This window comes from Streptomyces sp. NBC_01016, assembly GCF_026341035.1.
Classification (GTDB): domain Bacteria; phylum Actinomycetota; class Actinomycetes; order Streptomycetales; family Streptomycetaceae; genus Streptomyces.
Genome location: NZ_JAPEOQ010000001.1, coordinates 5,140,792 through 5,159,309 on the forward strand (window position 1 = coordinate 5,140,792; position 18,518 = coordinate 5,159,309).

General features: G+C 69.6%; 13 protein-coding genes. 6 read left to right on the forward strand and 7 right to left on the reverse strand.

Annotated features, from left to right (window positions below):
• Nucleotides 1-532: 532 nt before the first annotated feature.
• Nucleotides 533-1,381 carry an IclR family transcriptional regulator gene (locus tag OG746_RS23065; protein ID WP_266717429.1) on the reverse strand — a complete coding sequence of 283 codons (849 nt, stop codon included), beginning with the start codon at nucleotides 1,379-1,381 and terminating at the stop codon, nucleotides 533-535.
• A 70-nt stretch (nucleotides 1,382-1,451) separates the two neighbouring features.
• Here OG746_RS23065 and OG746_RS23070 point away from each other — a divergent pair, with 70 nt between their 5' ends.
• Both OG746_RS23070 and OG746_RS23075 read left to right on the forward strand, forming a co-directional pair.
• A complete protein-coding gene (locus OG746_RS23070; RefSeq protein ID WP_266717430.1) occupies nucleotides 1,452-2,408 on the forward strand; it encodes an amidohydrolase family protein in 957 nt (318 codons plus the stop codon).
• Between the two features lie 126 nt (nucleotides 2,409-2,534).
• Nucleotides 2,535-3,980, forward strand: coding sequence for an amidohydrolase family protein (locus tag OG746_RS23075; protein WP_266717432.1), 1,446 nt, complete (start codon nucleotides 2,535-2,537; stop codon nucleotides 3,978-3,980).
• A 121-nt stretch (nucleotides 3,981-4,101) separates the two neighbouring features.
• On the opposite strand, the gene OG746_RS23080 is transcribed toward OG746_RS23075, so the two are convergent.
• The 4 genes from OG746_RS23080 to OG746_RS23095 form a co-directional block, all read right to left on the reverse strand.
• Nucleotides 4,102-5,541 carry an amidase gene (locus OG746_RS23080; RefSeq protein ID WP_266717434.1) on the reverse strand — a complete coding sequence of 480 codons (1,440 nt, stop codon included), beginning with the start codon at nucleotides 5,539-5,541 and terminating at the stop codon, nucleotides 4,102-4,104.
• Nucleotides 5,538-7,244 carry an MFS transporter gene (locus tag OG746_RS23085; RefSeq protein ID WP_266717436.1) on the reverse strand — a complete coding sequence of 569 codons (1,707 nt, stop codon included), beginning with the start codon at nucleotides 7,242-7,244 and terminating at the stop codon, nucleotides 5,538-5,540. The genes OG746_RS23080 and OG746_RS23085 overlap by 4 nt, the downstream gene beginning before the upstream one ends.
• A 184-nt stretch (nucleotides 7,245-7,428) precedes the next feature.
• A complete protein-coding gene (locus tag OG746_RS23090; RefSeq protein WP_266717438.1) occupies nucleotides 7,429-8,148 on the reverse strand; it encodes a heparin lyase I family protein in 720 nt (239 codons plus the stop codon).
• An 88-nt stretch (nucleotides 8,149-8,236) separates the two neighbouring features.
• Complete coding sequence (locus OG746_RS23095; RefSeq protein WP_266717440.1) at nucleotides 8,237-8,947, reverse strand: peptidoglycan-binding domain-containing protein; 711 nt, start codon at nucleotides 8,945-8,947, stop codon at nucleotides 8,237-8,239.
• 657 nt (nucleotides 8,948-9,604) lie between these two features.
• On the opposite strand from OG746_RS23095, the gene OG746_RS23100 reads away from it, so the two are divergent.
• Both OG746_RS23100 and OG746_RS23105 read left to right on the forward strand, forming a co-directional pair.
• On the forward strand, nucleotides 9,605-12,628 hold the full coding sequence (locus tag OG746_RS23100; RefSeq protein WP_266717442.1) for a TIM-barrel domain-containing protein: 3,024 nt from the start codon (nucleotides 9,605-9,607) through the stop codon (nucleotides 12,626-12,628).
• Nucleotides 12,629-12,695: 67 nt separating this feature from the next.
• The gene (locus OG746_RS23105; protein WP_266717444.1) at nucleotides 12,696-14,537 is read left to right on the forward strand and encodes a glycoside hydrolase family 97 protein; all 1,842 of its coding nucleotides are present in this window, start codon (nucleotides 12,696-12,698) and stop codon (nucleotides 14,535-14,537) included.
• 4 nt (nucleotides 14,538-14,541) lie between these two features.
• On the opposite strand, the gene OG746_RS23110 is transcribed toward OG746_RS23105, so the two are convergent.
• Nucleotides 14,542-14,664: a hypothetical protein gene (locus tag OG746_RS23110; protein WP_266717446.1), complete on the reverse strand. Its 123-nt coding sequence runs from the start codon at nucleotides 14,662-14,664 to the stop codon at nucleotides 14,542-14,544.
• 78 nt (nucleotides 14,665-14,742) lie between these two features.
• Nucleotides 14,743-15,615 (reverse strand): alpha/beta fold hydrolase, encoded by an 873-nt coding sequence (locus tag OG746_RS23115; protein ID WP_266717448.1) that lies wholly within the window; start codon nucleotides 15,613-15,615, stop codon nucleotides 14,743-14,745.
• A 242-nt stretch (nucleotides 15,616-15,857) separates the two neighbouring features.
• On the opposite strand from OG746_RS23115, the gene OG746_RS23120 reads away from it, so the two are divergent.
• Both OG746_RS23120 and OG746_RS23125 read left to right on the forward strand, forming a co-directional pair.
• Nucleotides 15,858-16,367 carry a hypothetical protein gene (locus OG746_RS23120; RefSeq protein WP_266717450.1) on the forward strand — a complete coding sequence of 170 codons (510 nt, stop codon included), beginning with the start codon at nucleotides 15,858-15,860 and terminating at the stop codon, nucleotides 16,365-16,367.
• Between the two features lie 135 nt (nucleotides 16,368-16,502).
• Entirely contained in the window at nucleotides 16,503-18,260 is a 1,758-nt protein-coding gene (locus tag OG746_RS23125; RefSeq protein ID WP_266717452.1) for a family 43 glycosylhydrolase, read from the forward strand.
• Nucleotides 18,261-18,518: the final 258 nt, after the last annotated feature.

Here is an 18,518-nt window from a genome sequence, read left to right on the forward strand (position 1 = left end):
CCCGTTGCGGGGCTACGAAGAAGGTAATGGGGGGCGGACGTCTCCAGCGGGTGCGCCCGGTCGGCCGGTTCGTCGGGAGGGTCGGCCCGCCCCTTCACACCGTCACCGCCCCGTCCGACGCCGAACCCACGATCGCCGCGTACGCCCGCAAGGCAAGAGCCGGGACGCCTCGCTGGTTGAGAACGAGGACCGACTCGGGAGCGCGGAAGGGCCTCGGCCGAAGGGATGGGCTGCGCTTCGGCGCGCGGAACCGGCGGCCGAAGGAGAAGAGATGAGGCTGTCACGGTGCTCGGAGGGACGCGACAACGCGCCCACCATGCACGACGACGCCGGGGGCGACGAGGCTCTGCGTGCGGGACGAGACTGGGCGTGCGCTCAGATCCGGCTGCTCGCTGAGGTTGATGGTGCGGACGTCTAGGTTTGTACCTAACGGAGGTTGCTGGAGGCGGATAGGGGCTAGGTAACCGCCGCGGTGGGGGTCAGGCACGCGTCGGCCCGGCCCGGCCCGGCCCGACCCGTCCCGGCCTCAGCCTCACGGACCGGTGTCGGCGTCGCCGGGGCGCGTCGTCCGCCGGTCGTCCTCGTCAAGTCGACGCGAGATCGCCCGGGCCGTCGCCCGCACCGCAGGCCCAAAGCCCGCCTCCGCGAAGCCGGTGCTGGGGGCCACCACCGACAACGCCGCCACCACCTCGTCCCCCTGCCGCACCGGCGCGGCCACGGTGGTCACCGGCCACGGGCGGCTCTGACGGCCGAACGCGTGGTCGCCGCGCCGGACCTCCGCCAGCATGCGCCGCAGGTCGGCCGGGGTGCAGATGTCGTCGTGGCCCTCGCCGCCGGGGGCGTAGGTCGCGATGGCGTGGTCCTGGACGGGCGGCGGGGCGAACGCCAGCAGGACCAGTCCTGCGCCGGTGGACGCGAGCGGAAGGCGGCCTCCCACGCGGTAGCGCACGGGGCTGGCGTCGAGCGCCGAGAGCCGCTCGACGAGCACGGCCTCCTCGCCCTCGCGCACGGCGAGCAGCACGTGCTGCCGCGTGACGTGGAAGAGGTCCTCCATGAACGGCATGGCCACGGACCGCAGCCCGTGCCCGCGCGGCGCCAGGGATGCGGTCTCCAGCAGCCGCAGCCCCACGACGTAGCGGCCGTCGTCGAGACGTTCCAGCGCACCCGCGTGCACCAGTGACCGGGCGAGCCGCAGCGCGCTGCTGCGGGGGATATCGCTGCGCTGCGCGAGCTCGGCGAGCGTCTGCGCACGATGATCGCTGTCGAACGTGCCGAGCACGGCGAAGGCCCGGTCGATGACCGGTTGCCCCTCGGCGGGCTTCCCTCCGCGTCGCGGCCGGGAGTCGCCGCCACCAGAACTCGGCGTTTCATTCATTGGCATCACCAATTCCATTCTACGGCGGCGTTCCTACGCTGGTTCAGGTACGGACCTGCAATCCAGGGAGCCCCGCATGACCCCGACCCCGACCGGCCTCATCGACGTCCACGCCCACTTCGTCACCGACAGCTACGTCGCCGCGGCCCGGTCCGCCGGCGTCGAGCACCCCGACGGGATGCCGGGCTGGCCCTCGTGGAGCGTCGAGCAGCACCTCGACCTGATGGACCGCTCGGGCATCGAGAAGTCCTACCTGTCGATCTCCTCGCCGGGCGTGCACTTCGGGGACGACGGCGCGGCCCGTTCGCTGGCGCGTGAGGTCAACGAGTTCGGCGCCCGTGTGCGGGCCGAACGGCCGCAGCGGTTCGGCCACTTCGCCTCCCTGCCGCTGCCCGACGTCGAGGGCTCGCTGGCCGAAGTCGCCCACGCCCTCGACGTGCTCCGTGCGGACGGGGTCGCCGTGGAGACCAACCATCACGGCGTCTACCTCGGCGATCCGCGCTTCGAACCGCTGTGGGAGGACCTCGACCGCCGCGGCGCCCTCGTCTTCGTCCACCCCACGTCACCGCCCAACGTCGATGATGTCTCCCTGGGGCGGCCGCGGCCGATGCTGGAGTTCCTCTTCGACACCGCCCGCACCGCCGGCGACCTGCTTCTGCGCGGCGTACTCCCCCGCTTTCCGCGGATTCGGTGGGTGCTGACCCATGGCGGGGGAGCGCTGCCGCTGTTCGCCGACCGGATCGACTTGTTCAGCACCGTGTTCGGTGGCAGCAACAAGGACGCGCCCAGCGCCCTGGAGCAGCTCGGCCGCCTCTGGTACGACATGGCCGGCACACCCTTCCCGCGCCAAATCCCGGCCCTGGACGCCGCGTTCGGCACCGAGCGCCTCCTGTACGGCAGTGACTACTGCTGGACACCTGCCGAGGGGGCCCTCGCCCAGGTGGCCTCCGTCGACTCGGCGGCGCAGCCGTCCGCCACCGAGACCTGGCGGGACCTCACGACGCGCAACGCGCGTCGCCTCTTCGCCGAATGACGGCCGCCCAGGCCCGAACGCCGCGATGACACGAAGACGACATCCCGCGATGGCGCCAAGACGACATCCCGCGATGACACCAAGACCACATCTCGCGATGACATCAAGACGACATCAAGGAGAGACATGAGCAGGTACGTCGAGCCGTCCTCGGTCAACGGGCGCGTGGTGGTGCGCGACGTCACCGTGGTCGACCCGCTGGACGGGCGCCGCACCCCCGGCCAGGACGTGGTGGTCGAAGGCGGCCGGATCACGTCGGTGACCGCGACCGGTGCGCCCACCTCGGATGCGCACGTGGTGGAGGGGCGGGGCCGGTTCGTCGTCCCGGGGTACATGGACATGCACCTGCACGCCCTGAACACCCCGAAGGACGTCGACGGCACGTACGCGTTGATGCTCGCCAACGGTGTCGTCGGCTTCCGCCAGATGTCGGGAAACCGGGCGCTGTTGAAGTCCCGGAGCGCGGGCACGTTGCCGCAGCCGACCGGCGCGCCCGCGCTCAAGGCGACGGCCGGTGACCTGCTGACCCCGCTGAACGCGAGCACCACCGACGGTGCGGTGCAGGCCGTACGTGAACAGCACCGGGACGGCGCCGACTTCGTCAAGGCGGGCATGACGACCCGGGAGACCTTCCTGGCGGCTCTGAAGGAGGCGAACCGTCTCGGTATCCGTCTCGGCGGCCACCTGCCCGCCGACCTCGATCCTCGTGAGGCGGCCCACGGCGGTGTGTGGTCGATCGAGCACCTCGGCCCCGGTGTCACCGTGTTCGCCGCGGCGTCCTCGAAGGAGGGTGAGGTGCGGGCCACCAACGCCACCCGCAAGCTCCCGCCGATTCCCAAGGTCAAGATCCCGGGCGCCGACAAGCTGGCGATGAAGCTGATCAAGGGCATGGTCACCAACCCCGCGACCGCCACGTCCGAGACGGAGGCGCACGCGTACGACCTCGCCGACGGCACGTACGACCAGCAGAAGGCGGAGGAACTGGCGGCCCTCTTCGTCGAACACACCACGTGGCAGTGTCCGACCCTGATCCGGGTCCACACCCAGCAGTTCGGCGACTCACCGGAACACACCCAGGACCCGAGGCGCCGCTACATGGCCCCCGAGGGACTGCGTACCTGGGACAAGTCGTCGAAGAAGTTCTCCCAGCTCCCCGACGTCACCCGCGACGCGCTGCACAACCACTGGGCGGCCCAGCTGAGGATGACCAAGACCTTCGCCGACGCCGGAGTGCCGATGGTCGCCGGTACGGATGCGTGCGGGGCGGCGGGAATCATCCCGGGCTTCGCCCTCCACGACGAGTTCGACCACCTCACCGAGGCCGGGCTCGACCCGCTGACCATCCTGCGGATGACAACGACCGAAGCGGCCCGATTCCTGGGCGAGGAAGGCGAGTTCGGTCAGGTCGCCGCAGGTATGCCCGCCGACCTGGTGCTCCTCGACGAGGACCCGCTGGAGGACCACGCCGCTCTCCGAAGGATCGCGGGAGTGATGCGGGACGGCTCCTGGTGGTCCCGCGCCGAACTGGACGCCGTCCTGGAGCGTGTCGCGGCCAAGCCGGGCGCCCACTGATCGCGGGCGCTGCTGGAGGCGGCGTCGGCACACCGGTCGGGGGGCGGGTCATTTCCCGTCGTCCGTACCGGAGTTGTGATGGTGGACCAAGCGTTATGGTCGGCGGGCCCCCGAGCCGGGGTCAGTGTGCGGTCTGCAGGCGTGTGTACTGGTGGCGCCAGGGGTTTGCTTCTTCCAGTTGGGCGCTGAGCGTGATGAGTGTGGCCTCGTCCGCGGGCCGTCCTGCCAGTGAGACGCCGACCGGGGTCCCGGTGTGGGGTGTCCAGTACAGGGGGAGGCTGACGGCCGGCTGGCCTGTCATGTTGTACGGGCTGGTGAACGCGCTGAAAGCGCTCTGGCGATGGAGGTTCACCAACGGGTCGCCCGACTCGTCGAAGTGCTCGAGCGGCTGTGGCAGTGTTGCCAGGGTCGGTGTCAGTACGGCGTCATAGTCCTGCGTCGCGCGTACCGCCGCGCGTGACGCCCGGTGCATTGCGGTCAGTGCGGCCGCGAACTCTTCGCCGCTCACTCCGCGTCCGTATTCCCGCCAAGCCCGCGTCACCGGCCGCAGCAGCGCCTCTTGTTCGGTGTCGAGGACATGGCCGAGGGACTGCACACCCCATGCCGTCACGAAGTGGTCGCTGATCTCGGGGCCGAAGGGTGTGGGGATGTCCTCCACGGTGTGCCCGAGGCGTTCCAGGAGGTGAGAGGCGTGTTCCCAGGCGGCCAGGCACTGCGGGTCCACGGTGATGCCCTGCGCGGCAGGTGTCGCGTACCGGCCGATGCGCAGTCTGCGCGGGGGACGGTCCGCGTGGCCGAGGAACGATTCGCCGGACGGCAGCGGGGGTGCCCAGTGGGGGTCACCGGGTTCGGGCCCTGCCAGGATGTCGAGCAGTGCGGCCGCGTCGCGTACCGAGCGGGCCAGGGGCCCTTGCACGGACAGACCGGTCGCCTCGGCGCCGGCCGGCCCGGAACTGACGCGGCCACGTGAGGGCTTGATACCGAACAGTCCGCACACGCTCGCCGGGATACGGATCGAGCCGCCGCCATCGCTGGCGTGGGCGACGGGTACCAGCCCGAGTGCCACCGCGACGGCCGCGCCCCCGCTCGACCCGCCGGCCGACAGGGCCGGGTCCCACGGGTTGCGGGCCGGGCCCACGACGTCGTTGTCGGTGTAGCAACAGCAGCCGAATTCCGGGGTGTTGGTCTTGCCGAGGCTGATCGTGCCGGCGTTCCGCAGGCGAGTCACGCTGTGCGCGTCGAGGGTCGGTACCCGTGACGCGAAGGCCTTCGAGCCGAACGTGGTGGTCACACCTGCGGTGTCCACCAGGTCCTTGACGGCTGTCGGAACCCCGAACAGGGCAGAGGTGCCCCGCTGCGCGGCCGGCGTGGCGTCGGCGTGCGCCGCGGCGTCCAGCGCCGCCTCGTTCGTGCGGGTGATGAATGCGCCGAACCGCTTGTCGTGGGCGTCGGCGCGCCCGATGTGATGACGTACCAGATCCACGGCGGATACCTGGCCTGCGCGGACGGCGGCCGCCTGTTCCAGTGCGGTCAGCGCGTGCAGCTCGGTGGGGGCGCTCATGCGCGGGCACCTTCTTCCTCTTCGCTGTGCATCTCGGACAACTGCCGGGCCACGGCCTCCTCATGGTCACTGAGGTCCCGCCGCGCGTCCCGCGGCCGCCACCGACCCGACATGACGAACACGAAGGGCAGGAACAGTGCCTGCCCGCCCAGACACACCCACCACCACGCCTGCCACTGGCCAGGGGTGTCGGCGGTGGCCTGCTCGACCTCGGCTCCGTGTTCGCTGAGCACCTTCAGCTGTGGTGCCGCCTTCTGTACGGTCCGCAATCCGGCGGCACCGACCTCTTCCTGCGCGCGCTCGTGCAGCGCCGGCGGTACCTTCCCCGGTGCATACGTGTCGAGTTGGGCGAACAGCTTCGGGTGGGCCGCGCGGATCTTCAGCGCGGGAGCCGCCTGCACGGAGGCCTGCTTGACCTCGGCGCCGTGCTCGATGAGCGGGGTCGTCGAGTGCACGACGAGCGGCAGCAGGGCAGCGGAGAGGGCGACCGTGATCCGCACGACCCAGCCCCAGATCGCGAGCCCGGTCGCCGTGGCCGCCGGGTTGTGCCGCTCGACGGTCTCGGTGAAACTCGCCATCCACGGCGAGTAGGCCACACCACTGGTCACTCCGATCCCGACGACGATGAGAGCGAACGTGTAGTAGCCGGTGCCCGGTTGGGTGGCGCGCAGGGCGAACGCCGCCGTGAACCCGATCGAACCGAGTGCGCCGAGGAGCATGAAGGGCTTGCGCACCCGCAGCCGGTCGGACAGCAGCCCCGCGACCACCAGTGACACCGCGTTGGCCCCCCAGTACCAGTTGAGCAGGGCGTTCGCGCGCTGCGGTGTGTAGCCGAACGTGGTGGAGAAGTACAGCACGAAGTTGCCGACGGCCGCGTAGTACAGCATGAGGTACAGGCTGATGGCGACCGCCGAGCCGATCACGTCCAGGCGCATCATCTGCCGCCACTGCCCGTGCAGCGCCGCCTGCGTGTCGATGCCCTTGGCCCGTGCCTCGACCAGCGCACGGTCGCGCAGGCTCACCATGATCTGGTCGCGCAGTGCCGGCGCGAGTTCCCGCAGCCCGAACAACGCGACGACGAACAACACGAGTCCGCTGATCCCGGCGAAGCGGATCTCGTCCTGCCAGTTCGTCCCGCCCCCGTAGGTGCGGGAGGTCACCGCGGTGACGACGAGGCTGCCGATGATCGGCCCCATCGTCCAGTAGCCCATCGCGGAAGCGCGGCCGAGCTGCGGAGAGAAGTCACGGATCAGCGCCGGGGTCGCCACCAGGATCATGCCCTCGACGAGCGCGACGGCGCAGTATCCGAGCAGGTAGCTCACCTTGTCCGGCGCGTGCGGCAGCGCGAACGTGGTGAGCAGACCCACCACGAGCAGGCCGTAGACCACGATGTTGGCCCGTCCCCACCGGTCGGCGAGGCCCGCCGCCAGCGAGGCGAACGCGCCGACGGCGTTCGCCGCCACCGAGATGTACACGAAGTACCGGAACGACATGTCGTACTCGCCGATGATGGCGGTCGACACCGCGTACTGCACGTACAGCTGGTAGTAGAGAATGATCGTGACGGCCACCACGATCCCCAAGTACCAGTAGCGAGGCCCGCGTTCGGGATACCGGTCGAGCCGCCGGTTTCCGAGCAGACGCAGGGGCGCGCCCCGCCCGGTGGTACTCGGGTGCTGCGCCGCCGCAGGCGTGATCGACACCGTGCCTCCCAGTCCGGTTCCGTGAGCCCACGGCATGTTGACTGTGCGCGTGGAGTGGCCCGACGGTAGTACCGACTGGTTGGTATGGGGAAGAGGTCGGAGCCGAGGAAAGATCTCACGGACCGGCTGGGTCGAGTGTCCGGGTTCCTGCCTGCGATGTGCGTGGACCGGGCGGGTGTGTGGTTCAGTCGACGTCTTCCCGGGACGTCCCCATCTTCAGTCCGGCGACCCAGTTGATGGAGGCGGTGCTGGTGTCCGTGCCGAAGTAGGTGCCCCAGCGTGGCTTGTTGCCCAGGTCGTCCCAGGTTCGGGCCCCGGTGCGGGAGGCGAACCGGTTGCCGTCCTTGTAGACGGACAAGGTGCCCTGCCCCGCGGAGTCCGTGGTGATGCCCAGTTGGACGGAGTGCCAGGCGCCCTCGGTCCAGGGCGTACTGCCAATGGGGATCCACGTCTCGCCGGGTGCGACGTACCAGGCCTTGAGCTGCCCGTCCTCGACCTTCATGAGGACGGGATAGTTCTGGCTGTGCTGGTCGTTGGTGCCGTTGGACTTCCACTGGAACACGGTCTGCGCGTTGCCGGTCTTGGTCATCGAGTCCCAGCCGAACCAGTACGTGCTGTTGTTCTTGAACGTGTACTCGCCTGCCGAGGTACGCACGCTGTGTCCTTCGCAACGCGGCGTGCCGATGGGCTTGTTGAACTTGAAGAACGTGCCGTGCCCGTCGTTCCAGTTGCCCGTCGTGACGCTGCCGGGGCTGTCGCACAGCGTGGTGGCGAAGGCGCCCGTGCCCTGGGACGCGTCCCCGTCCCAGATGACGGCGGCGTGCGCGGTGGAGACGCAGAAGGTGATGGCGCAGCCGATAGCGGCCGCCGCGGTGGCGTATGCGCGCAGGGCGTTGCGGTGCATGTGGTCACCTTTCGGTGTGGGGGTGTGGGGGTGTGGGGGTGTGGGGGTGTGGGGGTGTGGAGGAGTGGGGGAGTGGGGGGAGTCGGAGTCAGGTGGCCGCGGTGGTGATCGCTGCGCGGGTCGCTGGTCCGTAGTGGCCGAGAGGCTCGGGTATGGCCTGTGCCTGCTGCATGCGGGCCACCGCGGCTGCGACGTCGTGACTGTAGTGGCCGTCCAAGGGGCCTGTGTAGAGCCTCAGTTGCCGCAGTTGTTCCTGTACCCGCACCACCGCGCTGCCGGTACTGCCGACAGCGAGGACATCCTGGTCTCCTTCGTCCGGATCCGGGGTCGTGTGTGGTCGGGAGGTGCCGGGGTTCGCCGGAGGAGCGGAGTGATGTGCGGGCTTGTCGGTGGGGGACGGTGGGCTCGCGGGAGGGTGTGGAGGGCTGGACACGTCGGGCTGGTGCGGGGCTGCCGCGTGCGGTCGGGTGGGTGCGGAGTCGTGCGTCGGGGCCAGGAACGAGGCCGTGGCCAGGGCGATCACGGCGGCGAACGCGTACCCCGGGCGCGGCAGCGGGATGCGTAGTGCCGGGGTGGCGGCACCGGTCGTCCGGTTCGCCGGGCCGGCCGTGCGGCGACGCCCCTTGCCCGTCCTGCGGTGTGAGGTGGGTGAGGCGGCTGACGGCACGGGGTGGGTCGGTCCGGCCTCTGTGTGCGACGACCTGTCCGTCCTGCGTCCCCCGAGCCGTGGTGTCTGTGCCAAGTAGGCGGAGAGGGCGGGGTACATGGACGGATCAGGGGCGGTTGCTTCGGGACTCACGGGGCGAATCTAGTCGTCGGCGTGTCTTGAAACGATCGCTGAGGGCCCGGTCGGCGATCTTTAAGTCGGCCTTGAGATCCGGCTCAAGCACGGTTAAGCCCGCGATTCGGCGCGGCGGGAACCACCGGAGCCGACAACGTCTACGCGACCGCCACCTCGCTCTCCGGCTCCTGGTCGTCCTTCCGCACCTTGGCGCCTCAGGGCACCAAGACGTACAACACGCAGACCGCGAACATCATCCCGGTCCGAGGCACTTCAGCCACTACCTACATCTACGCGGGAGACCGCTGGAACACCGACGACCTCGGTTCCTCCCCGTTGGTGTGGCTCCTGCTGAGCCTCAGCGGAACGACGGTGACCGTTGGCTGGTGGAACTCCTGGACGCTCGACGTGGGAGCCGCGGTACCTGGACGGGCACCTCCCACCCGCCCTCGGAGCCCCGCCGGCTCACCAGTGCCGCGCTCCCAACGGGCAGGTGGTGCACGGCTGTTGACCCCTCGAAGGGTCGCCCGTTAGGTTCACCGGCACCGCACAAATACATCCAGTGATGCGTGTACGGAGGCTTTGACAACGATGTCATGTGGTGATCGCCCGTCCCTCTGAGCCGCACGACTCCGTCCGGTCCAGTCGGTCCATTCGGTCCATTTTGGAGACGCGATGAAGCGCGAACGCATCAGACGCAGAACCCTCCTGTCGACGGCGGCCGGCGCCCTGGCCGCGGGCGCCGTCGTGCCGCAGAGCGCCCACGCGGCAGATGACGCGCAGGAACAACTCACCGACTACGCCGGACACACCACCGACGACGGCCGGAGCGTCACCGTCACGAGCGTCACTGGCCAGCGGCTGCGCCTCACCGCGTACGGCGACCAGATCGTCAGGGTGCGCGCGGCCCGCGCCGGGGAGAGCTTCCTCCCCGACACCCACTACGAGATGGTGCAGCCGCGGAGCCACTCCGCCATGCGCGGCAGCCTGCACGTCAGGGCCACCGAGGACACCGTCGAGTTCCGCACCGCGGCGACGGACGGTCCCCGCGTCGTCCTGCGCAAGAAGCCATTACGGCTGGAGTTCTACGCCCGGGACACCGGCGCCCTGCTCGCGAAGGAGGACGCTGGTCACGGCATCACCTGGAGCGGCCCGGACCACACGGTCGCCGCCGAGGCGTTCGCGCCACCACAGGCCGACGAACGTTTCCTGAAGGCGGGGCACGGCGTCCTCGGCCGCACGCCGCGACTCGACCGTACCGGTGACACGGTGTCCCACAACTACTCCGGCGCAGTGGAGAACCCCGACAATCAGGCGCCCGCGATCGTGCCGTTCTACCTCTCCAGCAAGGGGTACGGGGTCTTCTTCAACACCACGTTCGACACGACGTTCAGCTTCGGTGGAAGCGGCGGGTACGGGTTCCACGCCGACGGTCATGACGCCGGGGGAGCGCGCCCCCAGTTGGACTACTTCCTGATCAACGGCCCCCGGTTCGCGCAGCTCCTCGACCGTTACACGCAGCTGACCGGGCGTCCGCGGCTGCCTCAGCGGTCCATCTTCGGGCTTCAGATGTCCGACAAGAACTTCGCCGACGTCAGTGACCAGGACTGGTGGCGAGAGAAGGTCACCCGACACCGCGCCGCGGGCTTCCCGTTCGACCACCAGGTCAACGACAACCGCTGGCGCGAAGGCTCGGGCTCCTGGTCCGGATCGTGGTTCGAGTTCAGCCGCGAGCGCTGGCCCGACCCCGCCGGGTACCAGAAGTGGGCCGCCGGGAACGGCGTCACCGTGACGCTGGACTACAACCGCAACAACACCAACGAGATGGCGGGTTGGAAGGGCGGCCCGCCCCCTGGTTACAGCTTCGCGGTCGCCGATCTTGCGGGTGTGAAGGAGAACAACGCCGTTCCCGACTGGAGCAACCGTGACACCCGTGCCTGGGTGTGGAAGGTCTTCTGGGGCAAGGCACTCGACCCCGCCCTCGAGTATCCCGGCGACGGACTGTGGATCGACGAGGTCGACGACCTCGGAGCCATCCCGTACACGGCGAAGACGGCGGACGGCCGCACCTGGTCCGAGGACCGCAACGCCTACTTTCTCAACCTGCACAAGGGAGTCGGCGAGGAGGGCTGGGACCCGGCAGGGGCCGGGCACATCGGGCCCGGCAAACGCCCGTGGACCTGGTGCCGCGGTGCCACCGCGGGCCAGCAGCGCTACGGGCACTACTGGACCGGTGACATCGACTCCACCTACGACGAGATGCGCAACCAGATCCGGGGCATGCAGACGGCCGGCCTCGGCGGATTCCCGTACGCCAACATCGACGGCGGAGGCTTTGGCCACGGCGAGGTGATCTCCGACGCCTTCTACCGCAACTGGCCCGTCGGCTGGTCGAGTCTGGCCCCGATCTGGCGCCCGCACGGCACCGCCTCGACCAAGGACAAGGGCAAGCGGGCATCACGCTGGCCACTCGACCAAAGCCCGCAGGCCCAGGCGGACTTCGCGCGATTCGGGCAGCTGCGCTACAGCCTGATGCCGTACGTCTACACGCTCGCCCACCAGGCCGCCACCGGCATGCCCATGGCCCGGGCCATGGTGATCGACCACCAGGACCGGCCCCAGGCCTACACCCACGACCTCCAGTACATGTGGGGCCCCTCGCTCCTCGTCGCCCCCGTCACCTCCGAGGGCGGGGAGCAGCACATCTGGTTGCCGGCCGGTGCGCACTGGTACGACTTCTGGACGGATGAGAAGCACACCGGATCCGACAGCGAAGACCTCTCCCACACCGCGAGTACCGGCGAAACACCCCTGTTCGTCAGGGCAGGGGCGATCCTGCCCAAGTACCCGTACGCGCAGAGCACCGCCTACCTCACCAAGCGGCAGCTGGAGATGGATGTCTACGCGGGGGCCGACGGCGTCTTCGACGTCGTCGAGGACGATGGGGTGACCGAGGCGTACCGGAGCGGCAGGCAGACGAGTGTCACCCGCCTCACCTTCACCGACGCCTCCACCCGCGCCGTCATCGCGCACCCGAAGGGCTCGTACGAGGGTGCGCCCGACGCCCGCCGTTTCCTCGTCCGCTTCCACGGCTTGGCGAGCCCCGTGGGAATGCGGGTCGACGGCGGTGGCACGCTGCCCGCTTTCACCAGTGAGGCTGCCGCCCTCCTCAGCGACAAGGGAGCCGGCTGTGTGTGGGACGCCGAGGCGAAGGTCCTGAGCGTCGTCACCCCGGAGATCCGGATGGCGAAGGGCGGCGGCAGGGCCGTCACCGTCGAACCCAGCGGCGCCCCGTACCCCCGAGTCGGCGGCGGGACGGTCCACCAGGCCGAAGCCGCCCGGCTCGACAGCGCCTTCGTCATCGGCAGCCGCCACCCCGGCTACACCGGCACCGGCTACGCCGAGTTCACCGGGACGTCGGCGGCGGGATCGACCCTGGCATGGACCGTCACCGTGCCCGCGGTGGGCGAGAAGCGGCTCCTTGTCCGGTACGCCAACGGCGGTGACGCGGACCGCCCCATGGACGTCGACGTCAACGGCACGAAAGTCGCCACCCTCGCCATGCCGCCCACCGGCGGCTGGGACACCTGGGCCACGGCCTCCTTCACCGCGGATCTCCCGCAAGGGGAGAACGTCACCGTCCGCGCGGCCCTCACCCGGTCCGCCGGCGCGAACATCGACAGCTTGACCCTGCTGTAGCGGGCGCCGCGTCCGGAAACCCTGATGCTGCCGTCGGCTTCCGAGACCACGAGACCAAGGGGAACTCATGCGTGTACGACCATCCGTGCTGCTCGTCGCCATCGCGACCGCGGCCATGGCGGGCAGCCTGCTCGCCCCGTCGGCGCAGGCCGACGACCACCGGTGCTGGGCCGTCTCCCGGGGTGGAACCGGGCCAACTGCGGACCTCCGCCTGGCCGATGACGGAAGGCTCACCCTCGGCGTAGGTCTGCACGGCCGCACCGTGCTCGAACCCGGGGCGCTGGGCATCGTCACCGACGAGGGTGATCTGACGTCCGGCCTGAAGTTCGTGCACAGATCCGACCGGAAGGTGCACGAGCGCTACACCGCCACCGTCGGCAAGCGCCTCAAGCGCACGGTCGATCAGACGGAGTCCCGGTTCGACTTCGAGAACGCGGACGGCGCCCGGCTCGGGGTCGTGGTGCGAGCCGCGGCCGACGGCGTCGCGTACCGCTACGTGGTGCCGGACGCCCGGGGCGACGGTGTGAAGGTCACGAAGGAGGCCTCCACCTTCGAGGTGCCCGACAGCGCGCCGGCGTGGATCAACACCTGGTCGGACGGCAATTACGAAGCCGCACACCAGTCGACCTCGGCGGCCGGCGCCGCAGACGACGACTACGCCTACCCGGCACTGTTCCGCACCCGCGGCACGGGGTCCGGTGGCGACTACGTGCTGCTGAGCGAGTCGGACGTGACCGGCAGCTATTCCGGCAGCCATCTGGCGCACACCAAGGGCAAGGGCGAGTACCGGGTCTCGCTCGCGGACGAAGAGGTCGACTCGTCCGGGCCGTTGAGCACCCCGTGGCGGACGGTGACGACCGGCGATCTGGCGACCGTGACGGAGTCCACGCTCACCGACGACGTCGCCCCGGCGTCCCGGGTCAAGGACACCTCCTGGATCGAGCCCGGCAAGGTCGCCTGGTCGTGGATGGACGGCGGCCACGAGGCTCAACGAAGCCTGGAGAAGCAGAAGTCGATGGTGGACTACGCCGCCGAGCACCACTGGGAGTACACACTCGTCGACGACGGCTGGAACACCACCGACTGGATGCCGGAGCTGACCGCGTACGCCAAGGAGCGTGGCGTCAAGGTGCTGCTCTGGCTGCACTACACCGACGTGGACACCGCCGACGAGCAGAAGGCGATGTTCGACAAGCTGGCCGACTGGGGTGTCGTCGGCGTCAAGATCGACTTCATGGACTCGGACCAGCAGGTCCGCTACCAGTGGTACGACGGGATCCTCAAGGAGACGGCGGCCCGCCACCTCCTCGTCGACTTCCACGGCTCGACCATCCCGCACGGCGTCCAGCGGACCTGGCCGCAGGTCATGTCGATGGAGGCGGTGCACGGCGCGGAGCAGATGAACGTGACGGCGGCCAACGTGTCCGTGCTGCCCTACACCCGCAACGTGGTCGGCTCCATGGACTTCACCCCGATGGACTTCCAGACCGGCAAGATCCCGGTGTCCGACGCCGCGGAGCTGGCGCTCTCGGTGGTCTACGAATCCGGGCTGCAGAACTTCGCGGGCTCGCTGGAGGAGTACCGCAAGCGCCCGGAGCTGGAGAAGTTCCTGGAGACCGTGCCCACGGTCTGGGACGAGACCCGGCTGGTGGCCGGTGACCCCGGCAAGAAGACCACCCTCGCCCGCCGGGACGGCAACCGCTGGTTCCTGGGCAACGTGACCGCCGGCGAGGCCCACACCGAGAAGGTGCCGCTGCGTTTCCTGGGGCACGGTACGTACACGATCGACGTGGTCAGGGACGGCCCGGACGGACTCGTGCGGGAGAGCCACAAGGTGACGGCCGATGACACCTTGACGGTGGACGTCCCGGCCGACGGCGGGTTCGCCGCCATCGCCAACAGGACCTGACGCGTCACGGGCGGCCTGCCGGCCCCTGCGCGTATCGCATCGTGGGGGCGGCGGGCGGCACGTCGTCGATGGCACCGAGGATCGACTGCAGCTGCTGAAGTGTGTCCTGCAGTGTTGCGGCCGACACCGCCGACAGCGTGCCGTGGGGTGCGGTGGTCGCCTCGGTGGTGATGGCCTCGCATCAGTGTCTGGTGGTGTGGTCCAGTCAGTGTCTGGTGGTGTGGTCCAGGATCGCGGCGACGAGCGGCGTGTGCACCTCAGGTGGGAGTGCGTGCCCCATGCCGGGGATCTCGATGATGCGTGCGCCTTGAATCGCCTGGGCGAGGTGGTCGGGATGGGGCGGCGGGGAGACCGGTTCGGCGGGAGCAGAGGTGACCAGGGTGGGCACTGTGACCCCTGCCAGTTGCTCGGTGCGGTCCAGGTCGGACGCGTCGGCGCGGGCATGCGCGGTACTGGTGGCGTAGTGCCCGGTGTGCTCGATGACCCTTCGCTCCAGGGCGCGGACGTATTCGGCGTCGAAGGGAAGCTGATCGCCGCCCAGAATCCGCCAGTGCTCGACCCGCCGTTCCAACTCCGCTTCCAGGCCGAGGTCCACAACGGGACGGCACCACATCTCAAGCAGATCGGGTGCGATACCGGGGAGTTCCTCAGGCGGGATCCGGGTTCCGTCCGGCTGGATGTACGGGACGGTGCTGAGCGCGCTCGTGCCTATCAGCGTCGCGCTGAGCAACCGGTCCGGATGGTCGGCGATGAGGAGCTGGGCGAGCATGCCACCCAGTGACATGCCCACTATGTGGGCGCGTTCGACGCCGAGGCCGTCCAACACCGTGACGGCGTCTTCCGCAAGTTGGCTGAGGGGATAGGGCCGTTGGTCGAACGCCCAGGTGGAGCGACCGGTGTCGCGGTGGTCGTAGCGGATCACGCGATGGCGCGAGGCGAGCATGTCCACCAGTTCGTCCGGCCAGCCCAGGCCGGACGCTTGCGCTCCCATGATCAGCAGCATCGGAGACGCGTCGGTGTCACCCCGGTCTTCCGTCCACAGCCGTACACCGGGTGCTGCGTCGATGAAGCGTTCCATGGTTCTCCTCCAGGGCGGGGCCAACGCTAGACGAGACGTATCGTATCGCCTTTGGGGTGGTGCGGCGATCTCGAGGTCGTCGCCGATCGGTGACGACCTCGGTCCTGTCCGGTCGCCCGCCGCGCCCCCGACCGTCCCAGGTCTTCCCCACGCGCGTAGACCCTGGCACGATCTGTGCCGATCCACCTGCACCACAGCTGTCACATCCCACTCAGGCACTGGCAGGAAGGACCGCGATTCCCATGCGTATTCGTTCCGCGCTCACCGCGCTCGCCCTCACCACGGGCGCTCTCGTCGCCCCCGGATTCGGTGTGCTGACGACCGCCACCGACGCGTTCGCCGCCACGAAGATCTCGCACGCGACGGCAACGTCGATGTTCAGATCGGTCGGGATCACCTGGTCCTCGTCCGGCGGCTGTTCCGACCGCAATGTGTCCACGTGCACGTCGTTCGACCAGCTCAATCTCGCCACCGCCCAGGGTGCCCAGACGCTGAAGTCGGCCAGTGGGTGCGCGCTCAACATCACGGGTGGCACCGAGACCGGCCACGCGAGCGGCACGTACTCGCACTGGAACGGCTACAAGCTCGACTTCGGCAAGAGCACCTGCGTCACGAACTACGTCAAGAATCACTTCTCCTACATCGGTCTGCGCGGCGACGGTGCCCCGCAGTACAAGGCCGCGTCCGGCAACGTGTATGCCGACGAGGGCAACCACTGGGACGTGACGTTCTACAACTGCGGCGGCTGCTGACCGCGGCAGATGTGTGGGACCGCAGACCGGCGGTCCCACCGAACCGCAGACCGGCGGTCCCACCGGACCGCACACCCCAACCCCCTTTGTTCGTCGCTTCGTTGAAGCGCATGGTTACGTTGAAAAGGTGCAGTCATGAGCCGCCGGCCCGAAGGCCCCTCTCTCCCGCCCGCCAGACGCGCCGTCCTCGGCGGGACGCTGGCCCTCGCCGCCGCGGCCCTGGCGCCCGGCGCCGCCGTCGCCTCGCCGCGGCAACCCGACCGCGGCGCAGGCGCGTTCACCGCCACCGACGCCACGTACGCCAACGACGCGATGACGTCCGGCGGTGACCCCTACGTACTGTTCGACGAGCCCAGCGGCTACTACTACGCGTACTGCACGGGCGGTTCGGACGACGGCTACTACTTCGGCGTCCACCGCTCGCCCGACCTGTCGACGTGGGAGCGCCTGCCCGGTGGTGCGTTGCGTGCCGACGACCCGAAGCAGTGGGGCAAGGACTGGTTCTGGGCGCCGGAGGTCTACCGCAACCCCGACACCGGCCTGTACTACCTGTTCTACGCGGCCCGCATGGGCAGCACGATGGCCGAACAGTACTTCCGCCACGCGGACTTCGAGGAGCCGTGCTCGATCGGGGTCGCGGTGTCCCGCACGCCCGAGGGCCCGTTCCGCAACATCGACGACCGGCCGCTGGACTACCACCCGTACAAACCGGACTACCACGACGTCAACCTGATCATGGATGCCGACCAGCTCACCCCGCCGGCCACCGAGGAGGAGGGGCGCACCGCTCCGCTGGGCTCCTACATACCGATGATCGACGCGAACCTGCTCTTCGACGAAGGGCGGATCTACCTCTACTTCTCCAGCAACGCCTACCGCAACTGGGTGTGGGACACCGGCCTCGGCAAGTACATCGAGGAATCCAACATCGCCGCCGTCGAGCTGACCACGCACTGGTGGCGGGACCCCGAGGGCGCCACCATGCCCACCATCCACCCCCGTTACGCAGACGCCAACGCGCGGACCGGCACTGCCGACGAGCTGCGCCGGGACGGGTTCGTGCCCGTCCTCACCTACGCGGCCGACCCGCAGCCCTGGGAGGACGCACACGTCAACGACCATGCGACGTCGGGCGGTTCGAAGAAGGACCGTCGCTGGGAAGAGGGCTCCACGGCCTGGCGGCACGACTACGTCCACGCCGGTGAGCGGCGCACCTTGTACTACCTGACCTACTCGGCCAACAACTTCGAGAACCAGTACTACGGCGTGGGTTACGCGGTCGCGGATCACCCGCTGGGTCCGTGGCGCAAGTACCCGAACAACCCGGTGCTCTCGCAGAATCCGGACGTCGGGATGTACTCCACCGGCCACGGCAGTCTGACCGCCTCACCGGACGGCAGCGAGCTGTACTACGTGCACCACGGCCGGACGTCGCCCACGTCGCCCGACCGCGTCGTCTACACCGAGCGGCTGCGTATCGACGACCACCGCGTGGACGCCGCGGGCCACCTGCTGCTCACCATCGACCAGTCCACCGGCGACGAACCGGTGCCCGCCGGGACCGCCCCGTTCAGGCTCACCGCCCGACCGGCCGCGGTGAACGTGGGCGGGGCCGCGGACGTCTCCTGCGTGGTGCGCAGCGCCGCGGGCGCCGCGTTCGACCTGTCGGCACCGGAGAACCGGGTGCGGGCCGAAGTACGTCCGGCCGGCCTGGCGTCGGTACGCGTCGAGGACGGCACGGTGACGCTCCGCGGGCTGCGCAGGGGAGCGGCACGGCTGACGCTGGTGTACCAACGGCGCCGGGCGGACGGGTCGTACCGCGACGTGCACCAGGCGCGCCATGGGGGACGAGCGGAGGCGGTGAGGGTGACGGTGCCGGTTGTGGTGCGGTGAGGTGGGGAGGGCACGGCGAGCACCACCGCCGAGGCGGCCTCGAGTTCCGCGGTGAGCGACCCAGCGAGGGTGAGCGCGTCGCGCTGGGCGGGAGTGCGGTCGGGTCCGGGCGTCGCATTGCGGTGTGGGCATGTGCCCAGGCTTCGGCGGGCAGTGGGTCGGTGCCCAGATGGCGGCGTACCACCGTCGCGTCGCGGTGGACTGCGGTCCACTCCGATTCCAAGAGGTCGGCGAGTTCGGCGCTGTCGGATGTGCCGG